This is a genomic window from Nocardia sp. NBC_00565 (genome assembly GCF_036345915.1).
Lineage (GTDB): Bacteria > Actinomycetota > Actinomycetes > Mycobacteriales > Mycobacteriaceae > Nocardia.
Map to the genome: position 1 here is coordinate 469,158 of NZ_CP107785.1, position 24,018 is coordinate 493,175.

Consider the following 24,018-nt stretch of genomic DNA (forward strand, 5'->3'; position numbering starts at 1 on the left):
AGTTATTGATTCCGTGGGGAACCGATCGGTAGAAGTGTGCTAAGACCGTGTCTCATGTCGCTGATTTCGCCTTCGCGAGTTTCTTGTGGCCGGTCAATGCTGCGGCGAGGTTGAGGTAGCCAGGAAGTGCGTGGGCTTGCGGTCGTAGCGGATGTTGAGCCGGTGGTAGCCGGTCAGCCAGGAGATTGTTCGTTCGATGACCCATCGGTGAAGGCCGAGGCGGGCGCCGGATTCGATGCCCTTGCGGGCGATCCGGACGCCGATGCCCCGGTCACGACCCATCGGCGCAGCTCGGTGTGGTCGTATGCCTTGTCGGCGTGCAGCTTTGCCGGTGGGCGTCGGCGTGGCCCACGCCGCGACCGCACCTGCCGGGTTCGCCCGCACGAGCGGGCGCAGCGCTTCAGCGTCGTTGGTATTGGCTGCCGAATACCCACGGCCAGAGGCAGTCCCGCGCGGTCGGACAGCACGTGGAGCTTCGATCCGGACTTGCCTCGATCGACCGGGCTCGGGCCGGTCATATCGCCCCCTTTTTTCGCTCGCACCGACGCCGCGTCGATCACCGCCCGCGACCAGTCGATCAAGCCCTGGCTACCCAGCTCGTCCAGCACTGCGCGGTGTAATCGCCGCCATACACCGGCCTCGGTCCAGACGGTGAGTCGGCGGTGCGCCGTCGGGACAGTGACCCCGAACGATGGCGGCAGCATCCGCCACGCACACCCGCTGGTCAGCACGAACACCACTGCGGTGAACACGGCCCGCTCATCGACTGGCGCTGTGCCGCCACCTGCGGGCGAGCCTCGAACTTCGGCAACAAGGGCTCGACCAGCGCCCACAGCCCATCCGGGACCAGACGTTGCGACAGATCATCGACCACGACCAGACATCATGCGGCACAACCGGTTACGACACACATCGAGCGAATTACAACGACGTGAGACACAGCCTAAGCAGTCAAGATGACCACCACCCGAGAAGAAGGTGTGTATAGCTACCGAGAAGCCGTTCGCGCTGGAAAAGCGCCGGCAGCGAGCAACAAGTCATCGACGAGTTCTGGAAGAAGGCCCCGCTCGGGAAGTGACCGGTCGGTGGAATACATTCATATCAGTTATGCAAGGTCATCGCTACTTCTAGCCCTTCAATGCTCGAATCATTTTTACCACCACTTGTGCACCCGCCTCTATCTTTGGATCGCTATCATTGTCGACATTAAATTCCAGTTCACCGTCCCATCCATCGATGGTCGCCGTCAATTTCAAATAGTGGCGTGTCGTATCATCCACAAATGATGGATTCGGCAGGTGCGTTTCAGAAACAGGCACGCCGTCAATTGTCAGTGTACGACCCGGTCGACCCTTGGATTCCGTAGGTTTCGCGTCTTCAGAATGGCGTTCCAAGACGTTATTGCCGAGATATTGAGGAAATTCCGAGCCGTCGTCGAGTTTGTAGCTGCAACTTCCGATGCTGCCGATCTTGTCTTGGGTCGGAGAGCTGGTTGTACTGCTGATTTTGAGCTTTTCGGCCTTGAACCAGACGGTAAAGAACTCTTTCGGGTAGTCGCACAACTCCTGGAGCGAGTGTACGCTCTCGTTAACCTCCCACTTTTCAGGATGAGAACGCGGAAATAGGCCGCACCCCGATACGAGCAGGCTCCCGAGCAGCGCGGCTGACGCGAATTTTAGGATGCTCATTTCGCCTTCCATTGGTCGTCGTCAGGCCTGCCGGTATCGAAGTCTGTAGAAGCGCTCTGCGGCCATTTATTGTTGACAAACCCTTTCGGATGATCCGTAGCACCGTTGATTTTGTCGATGTTCACCTTCTGCTCGATGAGGACTTTGCCGAGCTTTTTCCCGAGATCAATTACCGACTTGATTATTTTCGCAAGAAGATCGATTATATCAGAAATTGCCCAAGGAGCTCCTATCCCTGTGGCGATCTTCGTAACCGATGCACCAAAGTCGATCAGATATCCGGACAATTCTTTAACAATGTCGGTGTAGAACTCCCATGAGCTTGTAGCTATCGCAGCCAGACTGGTGTGCAGCGTGTCGCATGCAGTTTTTGCTGAGTCCATGGCGATATCCTGAGTTAGCCGGGACTGATTATACTTATCCGCGGCACCACCCGTCCAGTAGGCTAATGTGTTGCCGGTGACAACCCCGTCGTTCTGGGCCTCCCCGATCTTGCCTTTAAGGTCCAGCCAGTATCCGCTGGTTTGGACGAAAGCGATAGGAGCCTTCGTTCCTTTTATGGCTGTACTTAGCTCATTTAGAAGTTCTGTTATCTTATTCTTGATTTCTTCCCTATGATTACCCAGGTATCCGGAGAAGTCGTCATTGGTGATCGCCCCGTAGATTCCTCCAACAATTTGTCCAGGAACCCCTAATACCATCCCTTCCCTGGACGCAAGCACTATTGCGGCGGTGTCGAAATTGCGGTCTACCTCGGCAGGAGTGTCGTGTAGTTCGTCGATCTTCTTCGAGAACTCAGTTAGGACGTTATTGATCTCGTCTACGGTGGTCATTACAGTGTCTCCGTGAGTTTTATTATGACGTTGGCGTAGCGCTGGTCTTGTTCCTGATAGACCTTGGCGACGTGATCCAAGATATTTCCTATGGAGCTTGCCTCGGCCTTGCCCTCCAGTAATCTCGCGTTCACGTATCGCGCGGCTGCTAGCTGTGCTTCCCAGACATCCGCCCACATTGCCCAAATAACATCCTTGTTACTGTCTGCGATTTCCTGCGCCTTTCCTGCGGCTACGCCTAGGACTTGCGATGCTTCGCTCCAGGCCCTCGAGGCTGAAACCAGCCTGTTTAGATCTACGGAAAAGTTAGTCATCGGGAATTCCTCGTCAGATAATTCTGGTATTCTCGTAGTTCATTCTCGAGCTCGTCGTCGGAGCGGTGCGCCCAGGAGCCGCCTTCATGGAAGTGGGGACGCTTCCTTCGGATTTGATCCACACACTCGATGATGTCATGGGAGATGTAATATGGGGTCGTTGATGCCGCCCATGTTGGATCAATGTCAATGCGACTAATGCGCGAAATTGTTGCTGCCACCGTTACGGTTCTTGCGCCGGATTCGGCTATTGGGCCATGGCCGACAAACTCGGCACGCCCAAGGGCGGCTTCCTGAACTTCATCAAATTCCGTGATCGAATTAGTTTCGAGCAGGGTAATAATTTCTGCGCGGCGAGACGGGCGTGCGCTGAGAGCGGCGAATTTACCTTGAGCAATTATCGGTGCATCGTACTCCCAGAGTGCGAGGTAGTACCCTGTCATTGCCGCTGTCGAGAAATCTCGTGGATGCAATTGGTCATGCAGATTTCGGTTCACATCGATATTGATGGGCAGGCGGCCGTCGCCGAGATTCATCTTGAACAATCCCGCCCCGATCAGAACACTATTCAATCGCTATTCACTCTCCTTACTGTGGTTCCTGTTTTATTGCGCTCGAGTGGGAGGGTGGATCAACCCGATATAGTGTGTGACAGTCGCGGCAATGGACGGCAGGTGGCCGAGTTGCAATGGACACGGTGTGGCCGACTGTCGCAACTTCGGCGTCCCCCCGACGTGTCCATGACGGCCGGGTAGCCCCGACACTTGGTCGAGGCTATCAAGATCGCGATCGAACGGCGATTCCGCAGCGGCGGATGATGGCGAGGTGCATGGATCCGTTGCGTTCGCCAGCGGTGGCCGTTGCGACACCCGGCCGGGCGTCCTCCTAGCGGACCGAAGCAGATGGCCTCGTTCGGGTCGCTGATCGACTCGAACAGGCTGACACCGGAGTACCATCCGGTGGAGTCTTCGCGTTGCGCGATCAGGGAATTCGACTGGGTATCGGTCACCGCCCAGTCTCGTTCCCGTCGGGAGTAACTGCCTTCATCTGACCGCATTCGCGCCGTCGGCCCCCTCGTTGCTCCCAGTCGTTGCTCATCGAGTTCTGTCTATTGATACTGACGCACAGACCGGGCGTGCGGTTCCATCGAATCTGTGTTCGTTGGGCGGACGGCCAGCGTCGTCGCCCGGGAATGGACTCTGGCAGGGTTGTCACTGTGCAGATGGAATTCGGTTGTCTAGCTGATGGGTTCGGTCGGGTGAGTGCGCTGGCGGGCAATGCCGGACTGGAGTGGACGATCCAACGGCTTGGTTCACCACTGGTCTTGTTCGGCTTCTCGTAGGCGTTGCAGTGCTCGTTCGATCCAGATGGTGAATTGGCTGGTGATGTCGTCGGGGGTGGTAGGGCGAACCGAGATGTGCTGGCCGCGGAGTTCGGTGTAGCGGCCGTCGTCGATGATGTCGTACCACTGCATCGTGTTCGACGGTTCGGGGCGGGCGTAGAGGGGAGCGACGAGAAATCCTGCGGCGCCGCCACCGTCGGAGGGACGGCCGAGCAGGCGACGGTACTGTTCACGCGGGGTGCTGCGTCCGACGGTTTCAAAGTGGCTGTTGTTCGGCCCACGCAGGTCGTCGGGGTGGAAGGTGGCGGGCCGGTGGGTGCCCGGTTTACAGGCGGGGATCGACTTCACCAAGTATGAGGGCAGGTTCTCGGCGCGGGACATGCGTAACCTGATGGGCCCATTGTCCTTCCCGAGGACAGCTTGGAACAGCACCACGCAGTGGTAAGGGTTACGTGCGCCGACGATGTGGTATTCACGGGGATCCGTACCGTTGCTGTTCTTGTGTTTGCGTGTGCCGCCGAGGATTTCGAAACGCATGTCCGAGCTGGACAGGGTGCGCAACGCCAGCTCGAGCTCCTCGAACTCATCGGCCGAGTACTGTCCGCGGACCACATCGCGGTGCGCAGTGAAATCCTCGCGAAAGGCGAAGCGGCTGCGATAGTTCAGTGGACGGGGGAACCGGTCATTGGCATCGCTGTACCAGAGTGCGGCGAAATCTTCCGTGTCCAAGGTCCATTCAGGCATGGGGGTCCGTTCAGGTTCTGCGGTGGCCGGGAAGCTTTGTTGGGCACACTCATTGGTAACTGCGCGAATGACCGCCTGGAATCGCTCGGTGCGACCAGATGCGCGCCCTGTGCCCGCTTACCGATCGTCGTGGTCGCCGCCGATCACACCACCGGGAACCGTTTTCGGAGCTTCGCCGATCAGCTCTTCGGTGTTCTGCTCGTTGACCAGGTAGTCCGGGGTCTCGTGGGTTGATTCCTCGTCCGACTTGCCGCGGCCGGCACCAGCGCCACCCATACCCATACCCGACATGCCTGCCCGTCCAGCACTGGCCGCCGCGGCCGTTGGGCTGCCGGTCACGTTGGGTGTGCTCGGGGCACCTGAGACGCTGCGTCCCGGGGACGGGGTGCTGGAAGTCCCTGGGGCGCTGGATATTCCGGGGCTGCTCGGCAGACCCGAAGTGCTCGGTGTACCCGACGTGGTCGTGGTAGGGACCGTTGAGGTGTCCAGGCTGGGTTTGGTCGTTTGCGGGACCGTCGAGGTGGCGTTGTTGCTATTGGTCGGCGTGGTAGCGGTGTCCGGGGTGATGGTCGTTTGACTGACGGTCGGGTCTTCGCCGCTCTTGTCGTCCTCCGAGCCGGGCTGCTTCGGCTCATCCGAGGTAGAACCAGGTGTGCCGGGATCCGTGGTGCCGGATGTGCCTGGAGTGTATGGCCCGTCGCCGGTTCCGGTGGATTTGGTCGGTGCGGAGATATCCAGTGGACTGGTCGGATCGACAGGTGTCGGCAAGACCGGGATCTGACCGTCAAGGCTGACGAACCGGTTGACGTAGTAGGTCTCCATCGCCGTCTGCGCGTCCTCGTCGCGGTCCTTGACAACACTGTCGTTGGCGATGCCGACCCACGGCCAGGAATCCTTGTGCCACCACGGTTTTTCATTGACCTCACCGGGCAGCGCACTCTGGGTCGAGACGATCGCGCTGGCGGCGTCGCCGACCCGCCCCGCCAGTGCTTGCATGACAGGGGTCAATTCGTGCGCTTTGTCGGTGTAGCGCTTAATCGCTTCCTGCGCCTTCGGAGCGGCCGAGCCGCCGCTCCAGGCAGCGTCGATCGAGGCCTTGATCCGGTACGCGAAGACCTCCACCCCAACTTCCCACATGTGGGCGAGAGCGTTGTACTCGGCGGCGGTGTTGTTCGCCGGAGTGGTGTTGATCGGGGTGAACAGCGAGCGGATGGCGTGATGATCCAGATCCCGGGCGTTCTCGGTCTTCTGGATCCTCGGGTTCTCGTTGCCGCTCACGAAGCGGCTCCCGGCTGTGGTGCGGGGATCTCCGGCTGGCCCTGCAGCGGCGGGGTGGTTACACCCGGTTGGTGCGCAGTGGTGTCGATCGGGGTGGGACTTTCGGGCAGTCGCGACAGCAAATCACGGACACTGGCGGCGAATTCGGCGTCGGAGGCCATGTAGCGGTCACGGATCTCGCGGTGCATCGTCTGGATGTCGTCGACGATGCGGTAATGCTCGTCGAGGATGGTGTGCAAGTTGTTCGAGTTGCTGTCGCTCTGGGCCTTTTCACGAAAACGGCCGACGAGGGTTTGTGCCGACGTCAGCTTCGCATTGTCGGCACCCAGGCCCCACTGGTTGTTCTCGCGCCGCGACAGGTCCGTCGCCTGCTGCTGCATGGCCCGTATCAGTTCCTTGAACCGCTCACAGTCGCGGTCGATGTAGACGAAGTCTTCCGGTTTGATCGATACCTGCAATCGGCCCTCCCGGGCCTCGATGATCAGATTCGCCAGCGGACCCGCCGATTTACTGTCGTCAGCCATTGCTCTGCTCCCTCCCGATCGTTCCGCTCGCTGTGCGTGATCTCATGCGCCGACAGGCAAGGTCGCAGCGACCTTCTCGGCAACACTTCGCACCAGCTCACACGCATCGAGCGACCCGGTGTCCCGGCCTGATGGTGGATTGTTGAGCAGGAAATCGAGACTTCCGCCCTTCATCTCCACATTCACCGTGCACGACTCGCTCAGACGTTCCGTGACCTGCCGAGTCGAGACCGCCGATCGACCGGCGATGGTGAACTCGCGGGTGTCCGGGTAGCCGCGACTAACGACGAACGGCACGGTCAGGTTCGTGGTCGTGATGCCGACCGTAAAGCCGTTCGATCGGACCCAGTTGCAGCCACGCCATTTGATCCCGCCCGATGCCTCGGTATCGACGGTGTTGGGGATAACTCCTACGTGCAGCTTCTCGGAGTCCAGCACGCTCTTCGGGATCTCCGTGCAAGGTTTGTACCCCTGCGGCACATCTGCCGCGAGCCCCGACGTCCCCGAGTTCGTGGTCGCCGCGCTCGTGCTCCCACTGGGCCTCGCGTCACCGTTAACCGACGACCCGCATCCAGTCAGCGCCGGTACTGCCGCCAAAACTCCCGTGATGAGAACCGCGCCCGCGACTTTGCGCATGGCCACCCCCCGCTTCCTGTGCACCCCGTGATCGTATCGGCGACTTTATCCGACGTCGAGGACAGCGCCGGGCCTCTCGATCCTCTGGATGGACGGTCCAGCGGCAAGACGGTCATACACGGCGCATGCGTTGCCCAAGGTTTGGTCCACATGAGATGAGACGCGCCGGACGTCCGTTCGGTTCCCACCAAAAGCGAACATGACCGAAACGACACCGGTTGAGTTGCATGCGATCCCGGCAGACCTTCCGGACGCAATCCGGCGCGCCGGTCCAGGACCCGAGTCTGTGCAGACGAATTCTGGGGCACTCGCTCTTATCCGGCTTCGTTGCGCGACTTACGCCTTCTGCCAGTGAAGCTGGCACTGTTGCCGATGCGCGGCCACGACCGGACCGTCCTGCGTGCCATTCTTGTCCGAGTCCTTGGAAGTGACCCGCCATTCACGGACTGGTACCACCAGAAGCGAGCGGAGCGAGAGGCGGATTTGGAGCGGAAAGCGCGATGACAGCGTACGGAGTTGACCACCCGTCCGCAGCACAGCAGCCAAGAGTAGGGACAGCAGACGGCCCCGCCTCGACGTGGGCTCGTCGAACGGGGCCGCTTGGTGGTGCTCGGTGTTTGTGCGGGTTCAGCTGGGGCGGTTGAACTCTCGGTCCGTGATGCCAGCGGTGAAGGCATCCCATTCGCCTGGCGTGAACGTCAGTGCCGGGCCGGTCGGGTTCTTCGAGTCACGAACGCCAACCCCGCCCCCATCGAGCCACGCCACCTCGACACACTCGGTTTGGCCGCTGCTGTGGCTGCTCTTGAACCAGTTCACCCCGGATAGTTCAGTATTCACGCTGTGTAACTCCTTGCTGCCCGCCGGAGCAGGTCTCGCGTTTGTGTCTCATCCAGTGCTGTGCGTCGTATGACCGATGCAATGTCATGGTAGCGCCGCACGTCATCGGCATTTTCCTGGTACAAGTCCGGCTTTCCTGCTCCTTCGAAATAGACCAGAGGGGGTTCTACCTGGCGGCCTCTGGCGTCGGTGCCGAAGTCAAGGATTACGAATGGGCCGTGCAACAGACCCTGGGTGCATCCGCTCGCGAACGGATGTATGCGGAGTGAGATGTTCGGCAGCTTGCTGATCTCGGCTAGGTGCCGTAGTTGGGCAGCCATGATGCGCGGACTGCCGACGACGCGGTGTAGAGCTGATTCGTGAAGCAACAGTTCAAGATTCACCGGGTCGGACCTGCGGGTGATGACGGCTTGCCGTTTCAATCGCAGCTCTACCCGACGGTCGAGGTCCTCCGGGTCGCTGTCACGGTAGAACGAGCTGATCAGCGCACGAGCGTAGTCGGCCGTCTGTAACAGGCCCGGGACGATTTCATGGTACGCAATCAGTTGGCGCGCAGCGGCTTCGAGCCCAATGTACATATTGAACGTGGAATCGCTGTAGAGCCCGTTGAACGCCGTGTGCCAACTCTTGACCTGGGCCTGCTCAGCGAGTTTGAGGACGCGTTCGGTTTCGTCCTCCGGCACTCCGTACGTCTGGCACACGGCTCTGATCTCGCGAATCTTGACCTTCGCCACTTGCGCGGTTTCGATGCGGTGTAGCCCGCTCTTGCTCAGCTCGGCCAGCCTCGCGGCCTGGTCGATGGATAGTCCCTGTCCCTCGCGGGTTTCGCGGAGGAAGCGCCCGAGCTGTCGCCTGGGCAGGGTCGACGAATCATCTTCGCTGGTCAAAGTTCTCGCACCCCCTGCAGATCTGGGACGGTCGCGAATCGAATGTGGCACGCGCTGTACGCCGGATTCGGGATACGTCCTGCGGATTTGGGACGACTTTAATCGGGAGTCCCAGAGAGCTCGTCACAGCATAGCGCGCGTGGTGTGCTTGGTCCCGACGTTCAGATGGCACCGCAGGTCGGAGCCTCGAGAACACCGCCGATCTGCCGGAACCACAACAACTTCAGCCGCCCGCATCGCGTCTCGAGCCATCCCCGCGAGCGAACCAAGCGACCGCCGGTCACCTGAACGACACCCAACACACCGACCAGGTTCCGGGGGAACCATGACACACACGCAAACCATCACGCCGACGAGCGACAAACCGAAAGCCATTGGGTTCGTGCGCGATAACGTCTCCGGTCCGGATGCGCCACGCCACGCCGAGGAGGTGCGGCGCCACGCGCACACGCTCGGCTATCAGTACGTGTACACCATGCGGCCACCGGCCGACGTCGACGATCCGATCGGGTACGCGCTCGATATGGCGGCCGGGCTCGCGGTCGAGGTGATCGTTGTCTTCGACCTCGAGCATGTGGGCTGTCGGCCCGCATTGATCTGCGACGCGGGTTTCGATCTGGAAACCGTGTGCCCGCACGGTACTTGGGCGCGTTCTGCCGCGCCCACACCCCCTGTCGAGGAGCCGCGTGATGAGTGAAGACACGATCCTCACCCCGCCGACCATCTGCGGCCGCGCCGAGGTGGAGCTGGCGCACCAGCAGATGCGGCGTCACCGCGCGTGCCGGATCGAGCGGTGCGCGTGGAAGTGGGCGGCCTACTACACACTTGTGCGGCACGGCCGGATCGCGCCACAAGAGTTGAGCCCGCGCGAACGCGCCCACCGGCGTGGTATCGCTTTCCCGGCTGAGACCATCGGGGGCTGCCTCCCCATCGGTACACCCGGACTCGGGACGTTCCAGCAGGTGCTCGACGGGCTCACGCAACTAGCACTACCGCCGACCTGTCCGGGCGACGATCGCGGGCGGTGAAAAGACCATGGGCGCATGGCAAGTGGTGCACAGCGTGCTCGCGGTCGTCGGGGGTGGCGCGTTCGCGATGGTCGGGGTGGCGTGCGTGTGGCCGGTCGACCGGCCTCGCCGCCACCGGCCCGCCGCGGGTCGCTGCCGCCTACGTCCGGTCGAATGGCCGAGGGCATGGACGTGCGGCCCGCCCGATCAACCGTTCACTCTGGCCGACGCCCATCTCGCCATGCAACTGCACCGCGACCATGATTGCGACCGCAAGCACGCCGCGTTCGACGCGCTGGTGGCGGCCGGACGCCTCCATCCCGATTCCGCACGCCGACACCGACTTTGGGGAAAACCGTGGTGAACGAGAGCGAGCCGGGGAGTGCTGTGCCCCACGCGCCTGCCCTTGTGCCGCGTACGAAAGCGCGGGGCGAGAACAGGCTCGGCGCGCGAATCGGTGCATGGGAAACCCAAAGAGCGACGCATGGTCGACGTTGTAGCGGTGCCGAAAGTACCGAGACCAGTCAGCGTGGACGCTGCGTGATTTCACCGATCCGAGGGGAGCTGGGATGCAGGAGTCGGATAACCGGCTGTGGCCGCACCAGGTCGAGGCGATTGAGAAGATCTGCGTCGAACTGGCCGAATCCGGCCGGGCGACGGCCGTGGCCGCGTGCGGGACCGGTAAGACTCTGATCGGCGCGGAGTGCTCGCTACGCCTGGAGCCCGCTGGTTCGGTGCTCATCTTGGTGCCCACCCTGGAGTTGTTGTCGCAGACCGCACACTCCTATGCGAGTCATCTGGGTGCGGCGGCTGGTGTCATCGCGGCGGTGTGCGGCGATAGACAGGCCACGGCTGCGGCAGCCGAGTTACGCGCGGAGATGACCGACCTGCGCGCCCCGGTCACCACCGACCCGGTCGCGGTCGCCGGTTTCACCCGCCGAGCCGGGCGCGTCACCGTATTCGCCACCTATGCGAGTCTGCCGGTGATCATGGCGGCGCATGCCGAAAACGGGCTGGGGCGTTGGGGTTTGGTGGTGGTGGACGAGGCCCATCGCACTGCCGGCCGGAAGGGGCAGTGGGCGCAGATCCACGAGGACGGGCTGGTACCGGCGGCGCGGCGGCTGTATCTGACCGCGACACCGCGGATCATGACCGGCGGTGGCGCCGACAGCGTGAGCATGGACGATCCCGCGGTGTTCGGTCGGCAGGTGTTCCAGCTGCCTTTCGCGGCCGCGATCGAGTCCGGGCTGCTGGCCGACTATCGCGTGGCGGTGGTGACGGTCACCGATGCCGAGGTGGCGAAACTGACCGCCGCGCGCCGGCAGGTGACTGTCGCGGGACGCACAGTATCGGCGCGGCTGCTGGGAATGCAGGTCGCGTTGGCGAAAGCGGTGCGCGACTATGGATTACGTCGGGTCATCACCTATCACGGACGGGTCATGGCGGCGACCCGGTTCGCTACCGGCTTGGCCGCCGCGATCGAGCTGTTGCCCGCGTCAGAGCGGCCGCCGTGGGAGGTGCGGGCCCGCTGGGTCAGCGGGGATATGGCACCGCGATACCGGCGCACCGCGCTGGCCGCACTACAGCGTCCCGGCGATGCCACGGTGGTGGTCTCGAATGCGCGGGGGCTCGCCGAGGGCGTGGATGTCCCGGCCTTGGACGCGGTGATGTTCGCCGACCCACGCGATTCGGCCACCGATGTGGTGCAGGCCGTCGGCCGGGCGTTGCGGCGCGGCGGCGAGACGGGCAAGGTCGCCACCATCATCGTGCCGATCTTCCTCACCGAAGGGGAGAATCCGCAAGCGGCGCTGGATGGTTCGGACTTCGATACCGTCTGGCGGGTGGTGCGGGCGTTGCGTGCGCACGATGAACGCATCGCCGACTACCTCGACCAGCGGCGAGCGCAGTGGTGGACCGGGCGGCCCGAAGCCAGGGAGCCCGGTGACCTACCGGCCTGGCTGCAGATCGACGGTGCGCCGGCCAGGGTGAGCGACGGGTTCCATCGAGCGATCCTGCTGCGCACCGTAGCGACGACGACCTCAGGATGGTGGGAGAACTACGGCGCTCTGATGACCTTTCACGCCGAGTACGGACACGCCGACGTCGCCTACGACTACTGCACGCCCGACGGCTACCCGTTGGGTGAGTGGTTGGCTCGGTGCCGACGGGAATACAAAGCCGCGAGACTGCGTGCCGACCGGGTCGCGAAGCTGGAATCCCTTGGTGTGGACTGGGATCCGTTCAACAGCAGATGGTCGGCGGGCATCGCCGCGCTGCACCGATTCCGCACTGAGCACGGCCATGCGAACGTCGGCTACGGCTATCGGTGCGCGGACGGACGTCGGTTGGGGGAGTGGTTGGCGCAGTGCCGCACTCGGCGTCGGGCCGGGAAGCTGTCGGCGCAGCGGGTGGCGGAATTGGCAGCCGTCGGTGTGAGCTGGGATCGGGCCACCGCCAAATGGGAGGCCGGGATCGCGGCGCTGCGCGTTTTCCATACCGTGCACGGGCACGGCAATGTCGCGATCTCGTACGTGGCCGCCGACGGCTTCGAACTCGGGCAATGGCTGCGCAAGCGCCGTGAGCAATACAAGGCGGGCGCCTTGCCGAGCGCACACGCCGAGATCCTGGAAGCTCTGGGTATCGACTGGAACCCGGGCATCAGCCGCCGCTCCAGCCGATGGCGGACGGCGTTGGCGGCGCTCGATGCCTATCGAAGCCACCGTGGTCACACCGATGTCCCGGCCACTTACGTTGCGGCGGATGGATTCCAGCTCGGCAAATGGCTGTCGCGGCGCCGTGCGATGTACCGCGCCGGGACATTGCCGAGCAAACAGGCCACCGAGCTGTCGGCCGCGGGAGTCGACCTCGCCGACCAGCGCTGGAGTCAGCGGCTGTGGCACCAGCATGTTGAAGATCTGGCCGCCTTCCGCCGCGAGTTCGGGCACGCCAACCCCGCCCAACGGTATGCGACACCGGCGGGATTCCGGCTCGGCGCCTGGATCAGCGGATGCCGAACCAGGTACCGATCGGGTGCGTTGACCGCTGGCGAGATCGCGGACCTGCGCCGGCTCGGCGTCGATCTCGATTCCCAACCCAGCGGCGGCAGCGCACACAAACAATCGCGGTGGCTGATCGGAGTACACCACCTCGAGGCATATCGGAGTGAGCACGGCCATGTCAGCGTCGACCGCGGTTACCGCGTTCCGGACGGATTCCGGCTCGGCGCGTGGCTCGCGCAATGCCGACGCGACCATCGCTCGGGCAGGCTGCCCGCGACTCAGGCGGCTACCCTGTCCGCACTCGGTGTCGACTGGCGCGGTCCACGAGAAGCCCAGTGGGACAACGCCATCGCGGCGCTACGTGCCTACCGCGAGCAAAACGGCCACATCGACGTCCCCGCCGGACACGTCACTTGTGACGGCTTTCGGCTCGGTCTGTGGATCCGGTCACGCCGTGAGGACTATCGAACCGGACGACTCTCCGCACAACGGCAGCAGGCGCTGACAGAACTCGGCATTGACCGGCATCCGGCGCGCAGCCACGACGAGTAAGTCCGAGGTCGGTGACGTCGGCGAGGGCTCCATTCGCGAGATCTTGTCCAGTACAGTCGAATTCGTCGATCACGAGCGGCGGGCCCGCATCGCCAGCAGTAGCTCGGCGCGTACGCGCGCTGTCGAGATCCACGCCCAGCAGGGTCTCGGCCGTGCTGATCCGCTTGCGCAGCGTGTGCCGATGCACCCCGGTCGCGGTCGCGGCGGATTCCCAAAGGCATCGAGGAGTACCTCGAGACCAATTACATCGCCCTCCGGTAACCCGTCGCGCCCACCACCCGCTCGAATCACGACCTCGGCAACCTGCTGGCATTCGGCGATGATCCGGGGTTCGAGCCCATGGCCGCAGCGGCCAGCGTCACGAAGGCGAGGGTTGCGGCGACGGTGCGGATTGCGTGGGAAATCTGCCAATGGTCTCGGGCGGTGGCCCAGTCGGGCGGCGGCATGGCGACGATCCAGTCGTGCTGGTCGGCGTTGATGGGGAGGTTGACGATGATCGTCAGGATCAGGACTCCGGCCAGCAGGGTGAATGCGGTGAGGGGGAGTCGGCGGGGGAGTCCTTTTTCACGGAAGCGCGCGGCGATGATCAAGGCGGTCGCGATGAGGGCGGGGAGCAGGGTGACTGCGGCGAGGACGTCCAAGCCTTTCAGTTCGATCTGGCGGACCTGGGTGTAGACCGGACCCGTGGCGTCTCGCATCGATAGCTCCAGGACGAGTACGGCGATCAGGAAACCGGCGAAGATGCCGCTGAAGGTCAGTGCGAGGAAGTGGGCGATTCGGATCACGGCCGCTCCATATCTTTGAGTTTCATAATGTATGAACCTCATATTAGATTGCCTAGAGCGTCGTGAAATATGATTTCCGTAACATCTCTAGAGGTCGTACTGGCCGTACTGGCCGTACTGGCCGTACTGGCCGTACTGGCCGTACTGGCCGTGCTGGTCGCCGGCCCGCGGGCAGTAGTAGATCGGCCGCCGGGATTCCCGGGACCGGTGGTGCGGATAGGTTGGGCGCCATGCTCGAGACAAGAACCCGGTTGCTGCGGGCCGTCGCCATCACCGTTGCGTTGTCGGCGCTGATCGTCGGCTGCGGCGGGGAGCCTGAGCAGTCGCCGCGTCCGGCGAAGATCGCATTCGCTGACGACTGGCAGTCGGTCTTCGTGATGAATCCCGACGGCACCGAGGTCACCCGGATCGCCGAAGGTAGCGATCCGAGCTTTGCTCCCGATGGCTCGAAGATCGTGGTCGATGGTCGTTCGATCTCGACGATGGATCCGGACGGCAGCAATGTCGTGAAACTCGCCGATGGCGGATACCACGCCACGTTCTCGCCCGATAGCACCCGGATCGCCTTCGTTCGCGGCGGCGTCATCTACGTGATGAACTCCGACGGCGGCGAGCTGAAGCAACTCACCGCCCCCGGCACCACATCCGGCCGCGACCTGACATCGTCGCAACATCCCGCGTTCTCGCCGGATGGTTCGACGATCGTGTTCACCAGGGCCGACACGATCTGGGTGATGGCATCCGACGGAACCGGCCAACGGCAGCTGCTGATGGATGGGTACTTCAATTCCGAGCCGGTCTTCACCCCGGACGGAGCCAGGATTGTGTTCACCAGCAACCGCGGTGGGAAGGACCGGTCCGAGATCTATGTGATGGACGTCGACGGTGATCACATCCGACCGCTCACCGACGACTCCACGGGGCACCCGTCGTTCGCCCCGGACGGCACGATCCTCTTCGCCCGTTTCACCCGTGATTCAGCGCTCGTGAGCAAAGCCGAGATCTGGGTGATGAACAGCGACGGCAGCAACCCGCGCCGTCTCACTGACCCGAAACAAACTGCGCAGCACCCCAGTTGGGGCAAGGGAACAGATTCGTGACTGCCGGACCGTTCAGGAGAACGTTTTGTGCGGGACCCCCACGGTGAGTCCGCCGTCGATGACGAATTCCGCACCGGTCGAGTACGAGGATTCGTCACTGGCCAGGTAGGTCACCAGGGCCGAGACCTCGGACGCTTCGGCGGCGCGGCCCAGTGGGATCTGCAGGAAGTCCTCGGGAATGCCCTCGGTCATCGGTGTGCGGATCAGGCCGGGATGGATCGAGTTCACGCGAATTCCGTACTGCGCCAACTCGAGTGCGGTGGATTTGGTGAGACCGCGGACGGCGAATTTGGTGGCGGTGTAGCCGTGCAGGCCGGGGCTGCCGCGCATGCCCTCCACCGAGGAGATATTGATGACCGAACCGCCGCCCGCCTCGATCATCGCGGGGGTGGCGGCCTGCATGCCGAGGAAGGTGCCGGTGAGGTTGATGTCGATGATCTTCTGCCACTCGGCCAATTCGAAGTCGACCAGCAGGTTGCCGTTGACGATGCCCGCATTGTTGACCAGGACGTTCAACGACCCGAACCGCTGCACCGCCTCGGCGACAGCGTCGCGCCACTGCTGCTTTTCGCGTACGTCGAGGTGTACGTAGGCGGCGTTGTCGCCGAGTTCCTTGGCTAGCGTCGCGCCCTCGTCGTCGAGGATGTCGCCGAACACCACCCGCGCGTCCTCGGCCACCAGCGCTCGCACGTGCGCCGCACCCATACCGCGCGCCCCACCGCTGATCAACGCCACCTTGCCGGTCAACCGCCCCATCGCGGCCTCCTCCGTCTCTCGATCCCGTCAAACCTACTGGAACACGTTACAGATGATTCGCCGAGCTGTTCGTGATCCGGTATCGGCCAGTGCACAAACGCTACTGTGCATCGCATGAGTCAGCCCACTACCTTCACCATGGAGTCGCTGCGGACCGCCGCTGGCACCGATCTCGGCGTCGGTACCTGGATCGACGTCGGTCAGGACCGTATCGACGCCTTCGCCGAGGCCACCGAGGACCGCCAGTGGATCCATATCGATCCCCAGCGCGCGGCGAACGGCCCGTACGGCACCACCATCGCACACGGCTATCTCACGTTGTCGCTGCTCCCGCCGATGATGGCCGACCTGATCGCCATTACCGACGCCTCGGCGCGAATCAACTACGGCCTGAACAAGGTTCGTTTCCCCTCGCCGGTACCCGCCGGGTCCCGGATCCGCGCCCGCGCCACTATCGTCAGCGTCGACGAGGTCGCCGGCGGCCTGCAGATCGTCGTTCGGGCGACCATCGAACGCGAAGGTGGCGACAAGCCGGCCTGCATCGCCGAATACATCGTCCGCGCCTTGACCTGAGTGCTGCTCGGTCCTGTGGCATCATCGATATAGAACGCGTTCTAATAATGCCGTGGACTGCGCAGAGGAGGGCCGACGATGACGAATCCAGGCTCGTCGGTGCCGATGCGGCGGTTCTCCCGGCGCTCGGGGGTGCCCGATATCGCCGAGGTGCCCGGCGGACGGCTCGTCGAGCTGCCGGGACGCGGCCGCACCTACGTCGTCGATGTTCCGGGACCCGAGGGCGCGCCGACGCTGATCCTGCTGCACGCCACGGCCTGCACCGGCTACCTCACCTGGTTCCCCGCGCTGGACGCGCTGGCCGCGCGCTACCGGGTGATCGTGTTCGATCAGCGCTGGCACGGCCGCGGCATCCGCTCGGCGCGGTTCTCGGTGCAGGACTGCGCCGATGACGTCGTCGCCGTGGCCGACGCGCTCGGTGTCGAACGGGCCATGCTGGCCGGGTACTCCCTGGGCGGTGTCGTCGCATTGCTTGCCGCACATCGGCATCCGGATCGGGTGAGCGGTCTGGTGCTGTGCGCGACCCCGTACCGATTCCAGGAGAAGTTGCGTGAGCGCGCCTTTCATCAGGCCTTCGGCGCGCTGGCCGAAGCCATCGGCCCCTACGCATACCGCCGCGCCGAGGAGTATGTCGGGCAACTGCCCGATCTGCCGGAGCACACGTGGGCGCCGGGCAAACTGAATCGCTGGGCGCTCAACGAATTCCGCAGCAATAGTGGCTGGGCGATGGCACAGGTCATCGCCGAGGTCGGCCGATTCGATTCGACCGCTTGGCTTTCGACGCTGGAGATGCCGACCGCCGTCGTGATCACGACGCGGGACCGGGCGATTCCGGTCTATCGGCAATTGGAAATGGCGACCATGATTCCCGGAGCGAGCATTCATCTGGTCAAGGCCGGTCACGCATCCTGCGTGCTCGAGGCCGACCGCTTCGTACCGGTACTGCTGGCGGCTTGCGCCGCTGTCGCCGCAAGGCTGACAAAGAACCTCTGATGCGGCCCTGTCCGGCGGCGATGGCGAACAGGACGGCGGTGTGGGTCAACCCAGATCGCGTGCTGCGGTGAGCAATTCGTCGACGACGCCGGGGACGGCGTCGGCGATGGCCTGCAGGTCCGGCACCAGCTTCCGGCAGGCGATGAAGCCGAAGTCCAGATCGCCGTTATTGGACAGCACGGTGACCGTCAGTCCGGCGCCGTGGAAAACCGGCCCGAACGGATACATGGCCTCGACCTGGTGGCCGAGGAAGTACAACGGCATCGGCGGGCCCGGAACATTCGACACCACCAGGTTGTGCACCACCGGATGACGCTCGGCCAGCTTCAGCGACGAGTACACGCGCGCGGCCAGCTGAAAAGCGTTCGGCGGCGCGTACTTCGACCAGTCCATCAGGAAGTCCGCGCCGACCAAGGAGTGCTCCTTCTTGGCGTCGTGGTTGGCCTCGGCCACCTGCCGCAGGCGCTGCACCGGATCGGCGATATCGGTGCTGAGGTGGGAGAACAGCGAGGAGACCTTGTTGATGCCCGCGGTGTGCTGGCAGGTGTCGTGCACCGATACCGGCACCGAGGCGATCAGCGACTTGTCGGGCAGTTCGTCGTGCTTGTCCAGATACGCGCGCAGCACACCGGCGACGATGGTCAATACGACGTCGTTGATCTTCACGTCGAAGGCTGTCCTGATCTCCTTGATCGCGCCGAGATCGGTTTCGGTGAAGGCCACCGTGCGATCCGGGCTGATCGCGCCGTTGAAGGGGGTGCGTGGTGCGGTCAGCGGTAAGGCCATGCCCCCCTGGTTGTTTCGGCGTCGCTGTGCGAAACCGGCGACCATGCCAAGGGTTTTCGGCACCATCGCGACCAGGCCGAGCTTGTTCGGCAGATTGACCACCGCCTCGGCCGCCAACTTCCAGTCGTTGGGCTGGGTTTCGGGCTGCCACTGCTGTGCCGGTTCGGGCTCGGTCAGTCCCGGTTCCAGATCACACAGATGCATCATCATGTTGGTGCCGGTGATCCCGTCCACGGACGCGTGGTGGTACTTGCAGATCACCGCGATCTTGTCGCCTTCGAGGCCCTCCACCACGTGCATCTGCCACAGCGGACGGCTGCGGTCCATCGGCACGCTGGCGATTTCGCCGACCAGGTCGGCCAGTTCCTGGCGCCCGAACGGACTCGGCATCTCGATGCGCCGGACATGATGATCCAGGTCGAAGTCCGGGTCCTCCACCCAGACCGGATGGTCGAGGTTGAACGGAACCTCGTGGATGCGCCGCCGCATCTGCGGGATCAGCGGCAGTCGTCGGCCGAGTTCAGTTTTGAATGTTTCGAAGGTGTAGTGCGCGCCCCCTGCGGCGGGATCCAGGATCAGCAGCGCACACACGTGCAGGTGCTGGGTCCCGGTCTCGAGATACAGGAAGCTGGCATCCAATCCGGTTAGTCGCTCCATAGCCAAAGCCTACTAGAACGTGTTCTAGTTTACCGGCTGAATCGAGGGATATCGCTCACAGTAGCGGCCTCGATTGTCAAGCGGGCGATGTTCCACAAAGGCGGGTGGCGCATGTGTGTTACCTGAGGTTTCATATATGTGTATGATCATTACTACGGCCATGTAGGAAGGTATGCACTGTCGCGGCCGCGGCTCGTCATGAGCTGTGGCGCGGCCGGTGAGATCGAGGAGTATCGATGAAGCTACTTCGTCGGGCGCGGCAGCGGGTGGACATCGATCCCGGTGCGGTCGCCCTCAACGCGCGCAATGTGCGATTCGACTGGGCGGATACGCCGTTGCACTGGATGCCCGCGGAACCCATCGCCTCGCATCTGATCAACGCGCTGAACCTGTTGCTGCCCGAGGGTGAGCGGATGTTCTGTGCCGCATATTCCGAGGCGCTGCCGTTCGTGCAGGACGAGAAGCTGCGCGAGGCCATGCTCGGCTTCATCGGCCAGGAGTCCATGCATGCCGAGACGCATGAAAAGGTGCTGCACGAAGTGCTCGCCGCCAACGGCATCGACCCGGAACCCTATGTGCGGCAGGCTGAATACCTGTTCCGCAAGTCGTTGGGTCCCAAGGCGGTCGGTGGGGTCGCGCAACGCCAGGTGATGGTGGAGCGGCTGGCGTTCATCGCCTGTCTGGAGCACTTCTTCGCCTACCTCGGAGATTGGGTGCTCAATGCCGATCTGGAGAAGTTCGGCGCCGACCCGCGGGTAGCGGATCTGTTCCGCTGGCACGGTGCCGAGGAGGTCGAACATCGGCATGTCGCGCACGATGTGGCCGTCTACTTCGGTGCGGGCTACGTGCGTCGCGCGGCGATCATGACGATCGTCTTCCCCATCTTCATCACGCTGGTGGTGCGCGGCACCAAATTCATGGTGCACCAGGATCCCGCGCTGCCCGACCTCGGCTACCCGCGGTTGGCCAAGCGGGTCCTCGGCTCGATGTGGCGCGGTGCGCTGCCCGGCGTGCCATCGCTGCTGTGGAGCGCGTTGACGACCTTCAAGCCCGGCTACAACCCGGAATCGGTCGGCTCGACGGCGCAGGCGGTGGCGTATCTGGCCAAGTCGCCAGCGGCCCAGGCGGTCGCGTCTTGAGCTGGCGGCCGATGCCGGAGCAGTGGCCCGCCGACCTCTTCGGTAAGCGTGATCAGGATCGAGCGGTCCGGGTGCTCGACGCAGTCGCCTCGGCACGGCTGCGCTGGACCACGATCATCAACCGCCGCGATCTGTCGCCGCGTGCCGATGATCATCGGTTGGCGCTGGTGGTGACCGGGCGGCGGATCGAGGCGCACGACCAGGATGTGGTGAGTCTGCGGCTGGAATCGCCCGATGCGCGCGAACTTCCGCCGTGGCGGCCGGGCGCGCATCTCGATCTGGAACTGCCTTCGGGCCGGTTGCGGCAGTATTCGCTGTGCGGTGATCCGGCCGATACCCGGGCCTATCGTGTTGCGGTGCGCCGCATTCCGGACGGCGGGGGCGGCTCGATGGAGGTGCACGACGAGCTGCCGGTCGGTACGAGCATCGTGGTGCGTGGTCCGCGTAACGCTTTTCCCTTCGCGGTGCCCGGTCACGGATCACCCGCCGCCCGTTTGCACTTCATCGCGGGCGGGATCGGGATCACCCCGATTCTGCCGATGGCTCGGCTCGCGCTGCGGCTCGGTATCGATTGGTCGATGGTGTACACCGGTCGCAGTCGCGACACCATTCCGTTCCTCGACGAGATCGCGGCATTCGGCGACCGGGTCACCGTGCGCACCGATGACGAACACGGATTGCCCGCCGCCGCAGCGCTGCTCGCTGGTGTGACCGCCGACACCGCCGTCTACTGCTGCGGACCGGTCCCGATGACCACCGCGGTCGCCGACTCGGTGCGCGAAATACCCGGTGTGGAGCTGCATTCCGAGCGGTTCTCGCCGCCGCCGATCGTAAACGGTGTGCCATTCGAGATCGAATTCGCCGCCACCGGCGAGGTTGTCGAGGTGCCCGCGGACAAGTCCGCGCTGGAGACCATTCTGGCGAGTCGCCCGGATCGGCCGTACTCGTGCCGCCAGGGCTTCTGCCGCACCTGCAAAGTGCGGGTGCTGTCCGGTGAACCGGACCATCGCGAGACCGTGCTCACCGCCGCCGATCACGAGGCGGGCGACATGCTCGTCTGCGTATCGCGGTCGAAGGGTGGGCGATTGGTGCTGGACCTGTGAGTGACCTTGGGGAATCTGGAGGAGACATGACGACCGACCTGGACTCGGCCGCGACGCGGCGGACGGTGCGCAGCGGCGAATTCGATATCGCCGTCTTCGAATACGGCGACCCGAGCGCGGAAACCATTGTGCTGGTGCACGGCTGGCCCGACACCCATCACCTCTGGGACGCGGTGGTGCCGCTGCTGGAGGGGCGCTTCCACGTCGTCACCTATGACACGCGCGGTCACGGGGAGTCCACTCGCACCAAGCGCGCCAAGGACTTCCGCCTCGACGAGCTGGCCCGCGACTTCTTCGCCGTCGCCGCCGCGGTCAGCCCGGACCGGCCGGTGCACGTGCTCGCCCACGACTGGGGTTCGGTGCAGGTGTGGGAGGCGGTGTGCGAACCGCAGGCCGCGACTCGGGTCGCGTCGTTCACATCGGTCTCCGGACCGAACCTCGACCATCTCGCGAAGTGGTTGCGCGCCAGGCTATCTCGGCCGACACCGCGCAATCTGTGGCAGCCGCTCACGCAGGCCCTGTCCTCTGGATACACCATCTTCTCGATGACCCCCGGGCTCGATCAGGTCTTCCGGGTGGTCGCCGAGGAAAAGCGCTGGCAGCGCATCGTATCGATCATGAACGACACCGCGCCGTCGAATATCACGCTCGGACCGACCTTCCGTCGCGACGCGGTCGAGGGTCTGCTCATCTACCGGGCCAATATTTTGCCCCGGTTGCTGGCCCCGCGCGAGCGTCGCACCGAAGTGCCCGTGCAGTTGATCGTGGCCGGCCGCGATGTCGCGGTGCGGCCCGCGGGGTACGACGATGAGCGCAAGTGGGTGTCGCGGCTGTGGCGTCGCGATGTGCCCGCCGGACACTGGATGCCGTTCTCCCATCCCGAATTGCTCGCCACCGCGACCACCGAACTCATCGACGCGGTCAACGGCGGTGCGGTGCCGCGCGGTCTGCGCCGCGCCGAAATCGGCCGCAGTCGAAAGCCATTCGAGGATCAGCTGGTCGTGATCACCGGCGGCGGCAGTGGCATCGGCCGCGAGACGGCGCTGGCCTTCGCACGGCTCGGCGCCGAAATCGTGCTGTCAGATATCAATCTGGACGCGGCCAAGGAAACGGCGGAGCTGATCGCCGCCGAAGACGGTGTGGCGCATTCCTATCAGCTCGACGTCGCTGCCGAGGATGACGTGCAAGCGCACGCGGCCGAGGTCCTCGCCGCGCATGGTGTGCCCGACATCCTGATCAACAATGCCGGAATCGGTCAGGCCGGTGGATTCTTCGAGACGCCGTCGGCGGAATTCGATCGGGTCATGCGGATCAATCTCGGCGGTGTGGTCAACGGGTGCCGCGCCTTCGGTTCCGCGATGACCGAGCGCGGACTCGGCGGGCATATCGTCAACCTGTCCAGCATGGCCGCCTACAGCCCGCAGCAGGGCTTCAGCGCCTACTCCACCAGCAAGTCGGCGGTATTCATGTTCTCCGACTGCCTGCGTGCGGAATTGGCCGGTCGCGGGATCTCGGTGCACACCATCTGCCCCGGCATCGTGCACACCAATATCGTTGCCACCACACGATTCTCGGGTGTGAGTGCGGCGGAGGAGCAGCGCAAGCAGGAGCAGTACGACAAGCTCTACCGGGCGCGGCGCTACGGGCCGGAGAAGGTGGCGGCGCAGATCGTGCGTGCGGTCGAACGCGATCGCAGTATCGTGCCGGTCACCCCGGAGGCACGGCTGCAGTACCAGTTCAACAAGTTCGCCCCGGCGGTGGTGCGGTTCTTCGCAGCGCGGGTCAAGCTCACCTGATCCGAATCAGGAAGGCGTCCGGTCGAGTTCGGCTTCGATGGCCGCGACTCGACCGGCGTCGATGCCCCACGCGTGCTCGACGCCGACCTTGGTATCGAGATCCCACAGCACGCAGGTTTCGCCGGGCTCGGCGACCATCGACCAGGCGACCACGGTGCGGCCGAGCTGCTCGGCCATCGATCCGTGCGACTTCCCCTGCATCGCAACGCCTTCCGGATAGTGATGGAGGAACCGGCCGTATGCGGCGGCGCAGAATGCGGCATACATCTGCGTGCACAGGATGAATCCGTGCCACGCCTCATCGACCGCGTGTGACGGCATGCCGATCACCTGACCGTCGCGCATCGCGGCGCCACAGCAGCGCAACCATTGCCGTAAACCGGTCTCCACCAGTTCACGCGGCTGCCACGGACTGGTCTTGAAGACTGCATCGGGGAATTCGAGCGCAGCCACCGCTTTGTCGACAGCATGGAGGTCGATACGGCGGGGACGGGTTCCAGGACGTAAAAGCGCCACGATTCACTGTACGGCGGAATATCTAGTGTCCGGGCGCGGTCATCGGCAGCGGTCGACACGGGGGCCAGATACTGCCGCCGACTGGACTCGGGGGAGTCCCGATGTTCTCGAAACTCTGGCATGTCGCTGTCGTCTGATCCGTGGTCGGCTTGCTGTATCTCGCATTCGTTGTG

27 protein-coding genes and 2 pseudogenes are annotated in these 24,018 nt (G+C 63.8%); 10 read left to right on the forward strand and 19 right to left on the reverse strand.

The annotated features are described in order from the left end of the window. Positions 1–93 precede the first annotated feature (93 nt). The 13 genes and pseudogenes from OG874_RS44605 to OG874_RS02585 form a co-directional block, all read right to left on the reverse strand. On the reverse strand, positions 94–282 hold the full coding sequence (locus tag OG874_RS44605; protein WP_442943490.1) for a hypothetical protein: 189 nt from the start codon (positions 280–282) through the stop codon (positions 94–96). 47 nt (positions 283–329) lie between these two features. Next, positions 330–752 (reverse strand): annotated as a pseudogene (locus OG874_RS44610) (transposase); the annotation flags it as partial. Further along, positions 725–874 (reverse strand): hypothetical protein, encoded by a 150-nt coding sequence (locus OG874_RS44615; RefSeq protein WP_442943491.1) that lies wholly within the window; start codon positions 872–874, stop codon positions 725–727. The gene OG874_RS44615 and the pseudogene OG874_RS44610, both read right to left, overlap by 28 nt. A gap of 253 nt (positions 875–1,127) precedes the next feature. After that, positions 1,128–1,688 carry a hypothetical protein gene (locus tag OG874_RS02540; RefSeq protein WP_330253511.1) on the reverse strand — a complete coding sequence of 187 codons (561 nt, stop codon included), beginning with the start codon at positions 1,686–1,688 and terminating at the stop codon, positions 1,128–1,130. Further along, entirely contained in the window at positions 1,685–2,521 is an 837-nt protein-coding gene (locus OG874_RS02545; protein WP_330253512.1) for a hypothetical protein, read from the reverse strand. The genes OG874_RS02540 and OG874_RS02545 overlap by 4 nt, the downstream gene beginning before the upstream one ends. Beyond that, positions 2,521–2,835 (reverse strand): hypothetical protein, encoded by a 315-nt coding sequence (locus OG874_RS02550; RefSeq protein ID WP_330253513.1) that lies wholly within the window; start codon positions 2,833–2,835, stop codon positions 2,521–2,523. Before OG874_RS02550 ends, OG874_RS02545 begins: the two co-directional genes overlap by 1 nt. Then, entirely contained in the window at positions 2,832–3,407 is a 576-nt protein-coding gene (locus OG874_RS02555) for a hypothetical protein (RefSeq protein WP_330253514.1), read from the reverse strand. Before OG874_RS02555 ends, OG874_RS02550 begins: the two co-directional genes overlap by 4 nt. Before the next feature lie 740 nt (positions 3,408–4,147). After that, positions 4,148–4,921 (reverse strand): ESX secretion-associated protein EspG, encoded by a 774-nt coding sequence (locus OG874_RS02560; protein WP_330253515.1) that lies wholly within the window; start codon positions 4,919–4,921, stop codon positions 4,148–4,150. Positions 4,922–5,038: 117 nt separating this feature from the next. Then, positions 5,039–6,199 (reverse strand): hypothetical protein, encoded by a 1,161-nt coding sequence (locus OG874_RS02565; protein ID WP_330253516.1) that lies wholly within the window; start codon positions 6,197–6,199, stop codon positions 5,039–5,041. Next, positions 6,196–6,723, reverse strand: coding sequence for a hypothetical protein (locus OG874_RS02570; protein WP_330253517.1), 528 nt, complete (start codon positions 6,721–6,723; stop codon positions 6,196–6,198). The genes OG874_RS02565 and OG874_RS02570 overlap by 4 nt, the downstream gene beginning before the upstream one ends. A 42-nt stretch (positions 6,724–6,765) precedes the next feature. Continuing rightward, positions 6,766–7,359 (reverse strand): DUF3558 domain-containing protein, encoded by a 594-nt coding sequence (locus OG874_RS02575; RefSeq protein WP_330257695.1) that lies wholly within the window; start codon positions 7,357–7,359, stop codon positions 6,766–6,768. A gap of 627 nt (positions 7,360–7,986) precedes the next feature. Beyond that, the gene (locus OG874_RS02580; protein WP_330253518.1) at positions 7,987–8,196 is read right to left on the reverse strand and encodes a DUF397 domain-containing protein; all 210 of its coding nucleotides are present in this window, start codon (positions 8,194–8,196) and stop codon (positions 7,987–7,989) included. Beyond that, entirely contained in the window at positions 8,193–9,083 is an 891-nt protein-coding gene (locus tag OG874_RS02585) for a helix-turn-helix domain-containing protein (protein WP_330253519.1), read from the reverse strand. Before OG874_RS02585 ends, OG874_RS02580 begins: the two co-directional genes overlap by 4 nt. A gap of 325 nt (positions 9,084–9,408) precedes the next feature. On the opposite strand from OG874_RS02585, the gene OG874_RS02590 reads away from it, so the two are divergent. The 4 genes from OG874_RS02590 (at position 9,409) to OG874_RS02605 (ending at position 13,641) form a co-directional block, all read left to right on the forward strand. Further along, entirely contained in the window at positions 9,409–9,780 is a 372-nt protein-coding gene (locus tag OG874_RS02590) for a hypothetical protein (protein WP_330253520.1), read from the forward strand. After that, positions 9,773–10,111: a hypothetical protein gene (locus OG874_RS02595; RefSeq protein WP_330253521.1), complete on the forward strand. Its 339-nt coding sequence runs from the start codon at positions 9,773–9,775 to the stop codon at positions 10,109–10,111. The genes OG874_RS02590 and OG874_RS02595 overlap by 8 nt, the downstream gene beginning before the upstream one ends. Positions 10,112–10,118: 7 nt before the next feature. Further along, positions 10,119–10,454 (forward strand): hypothetical protein, encoded by a 336-nt coding sequence (locus OG874_RS02600; RefSeq protein ID WP_330253522.1) that lies wholly within the window; start codon positions 10,119–10,121, stop codon positions 10,452–10,454. A 205-nt stretch (positions 10,455–10,659) separates the two neighbouring features. Further along, positions 10,660–13,641 carry a DEAD/DEAH box helicase gene (locus tag OG874_RS02605; protein ID WP_330253523.1) on the forward strand — a complete coding sequence of 994 codons (2,982 nt, stop codon included), beginning with the start codon at positions 10,660–10,662 and terminating at the stop codon, positions 13,639–13,641. A gap of 69 nt (positions 13,642–13,710) precedes the next feature. On the opposite strand, the pseudogene OG874_RS02610 reads toward OG874_RS02605, so the two are convergent. The 3 genes and pseudogenes from OG874_RS02610 to OG874_RS02620 form a co-directional block, all read right to left on the reverse strand. Continuing rightward, positions 13,711–13,855 (reverse strand): annotated as a pseudogene (locus OG874_RS02610) (helix-turn-helix domain-containing protein); the annotation flags it as partial. A gap of 73 nt (positions 13,856–13,928) precedes the next feature. Next, on the reverse strand, positions 13,929–14,426 hold the full coding sequence (locus OG874_RS02615; protein ID WP_330253524.1) for a DUF1772 domain-containing protein: 498 nt from the start codon (positions 14,424–14,426) through the stop codon (positions 13,929–13,931). An 87-nt stretch (positions 14,427–14,513) separates the two neighbouring features. Next, complete coding sequence (locus OG874_RS02620) at positions 14,514–14,669, reverse strand: hypothetical protein (protein WP_330253525.1); 156 nt, start codon at positions 14,667–14,669, stop codon at positions 14,514–14,516. Between OG874_RS02620 and OG874_RS02625 the strand changes: the two genes are divergently transcribed. Then, entirely contained in the window at positions 14,657–15,526 is an 870-nt protein-coding gene (locus tag OG874_RS02625; protein ID WP_330253526.1) for a hypothetical protein, read from the forward strand. The genes OG874_RS02620 and OG874_RS02625 overlap by 13 nt on opposite strands. A gap of 12 nt (positions 15,527–15,538) precedes the next feature. On the opposite strand, the gene OG874_RS02630 is transcribed toward OG874_RS02625, so the two are convergent. After that, positions 15,539–16,282: a glucose 1-dehydrogenase gene (locus OG874_RS02630; RefSeq protein WP_330253527.1), complete on the reverse strand. Its 744-nt coding sequence runs from the start codon at positions 16,280–16,282 to the stop codon at positions 15,539–15,541. A gap of 114 nt (positions 16,283–16,396) precedes the next feature. Between OG874_RS02630 and OG874_RS02635 the strand changes: the two genes are divergently transcribed. Beyond that, the gene (locus OG874_RS02635; RefSeq protein WP_330253528.1) at positions 16,397–16,855 is read left to right on the forward strand and encodes a MaoC family dehydratase; all 459 of its coding nucleotides are present in this window, start codon (positions 16,397–16,399) and stop codon (positions 16,853–16,855) included. A gap of 78 nt (positions 16,856–16,933) precedes the next feature. Then, the gene (locus OG874_RS02640) at positions 16,934–17,848 is read left to right on the forward strand and encodes an alpha/beta fold hydrolase (RefSeq protein WP_330253529.1); all 915 of its coding nucleotides are present in this window, start codon (positions 16,934–16,936) and stop codon (positions 17,846–17,848) included. A 45-nt stretch (positions 17,849–17,893) separates the two neighbouring features. Here OG874_RS02640 and OG874_RS02645 read toward each other — a convergent pair whose 3' ends face one another. Continuing rightward, a complete protein-coding gene (locus tag OG874_RS02645; RefSeq protein ID WP_330253530.1) occupies positions 17,894–19,291 on the reverse strand; it encodes a WS/DGAT/MGAT family O-acyltransferase in 1,398 nt (465 codons plus the stop codon). 236 nt (positions 19,292–19,527) lie between these two features. On the opposite strand from OG874_RS02645, the gene OG874_RS02650 reads away from it, so the two are divergent. The 3 genes from OG874_RS02650 to OG874_RS02660 are packed head-to-tail and all read left to right on the forward strand — an operon-like array spanning position 19,528 to position 23,329. Then, positions 19,528–20,430, forward strand: a complete 903-nt coding sequence (locus OG874_RS02650; RefSeq protein ID WP_330253531.1) for a metal-dependent hydrolase — start codon at positions 19,528–19,530, stop codon at positions 20,428–20,430. An 11-nt stretch (positions 20,431–20,441) separates the two neighbouring features. Beyond that, a complete protein-coding gene (locus OG874_RS02655; RefSeq protein ID WP_330253532.1) occupies positions 20,442–21,533 on the forward strand; it encodes a PDR/VanB family oxidoreductase in 1,092 nt (363 codons plus the stop codon). 26 nt (positions 21,534–21,559) lie between these two features. Continuing rightward, a complete protein-coding gene (locus tag OG874_RS02660; protein WP_330253533.1) occupies positions 21,560–23,329 on the forward strand; it encodes an SDR family oxidoreductase in 1,770 nt (589 codons plus the stop codon). A 6-nt stretch (positions 23,330–23,335) separates the two neighbouring features. On the opposite strand, the gene OG874_RS02665 is transcribed toward OG874_RS02660, so the two are convergent. Next, on the reverse strand, positions 23,336–23,809 hold the full coding sequence (locus OG874_RS02665) for a hypothetical protein (RefSeq protein ID WP_442943488.1): 474 nt from the start codon (positions 23,807–23,809) through the stop codon (positions 23,336–23,338). Positions 23,810–24,018: the final 209 nt, after the last annotated feature.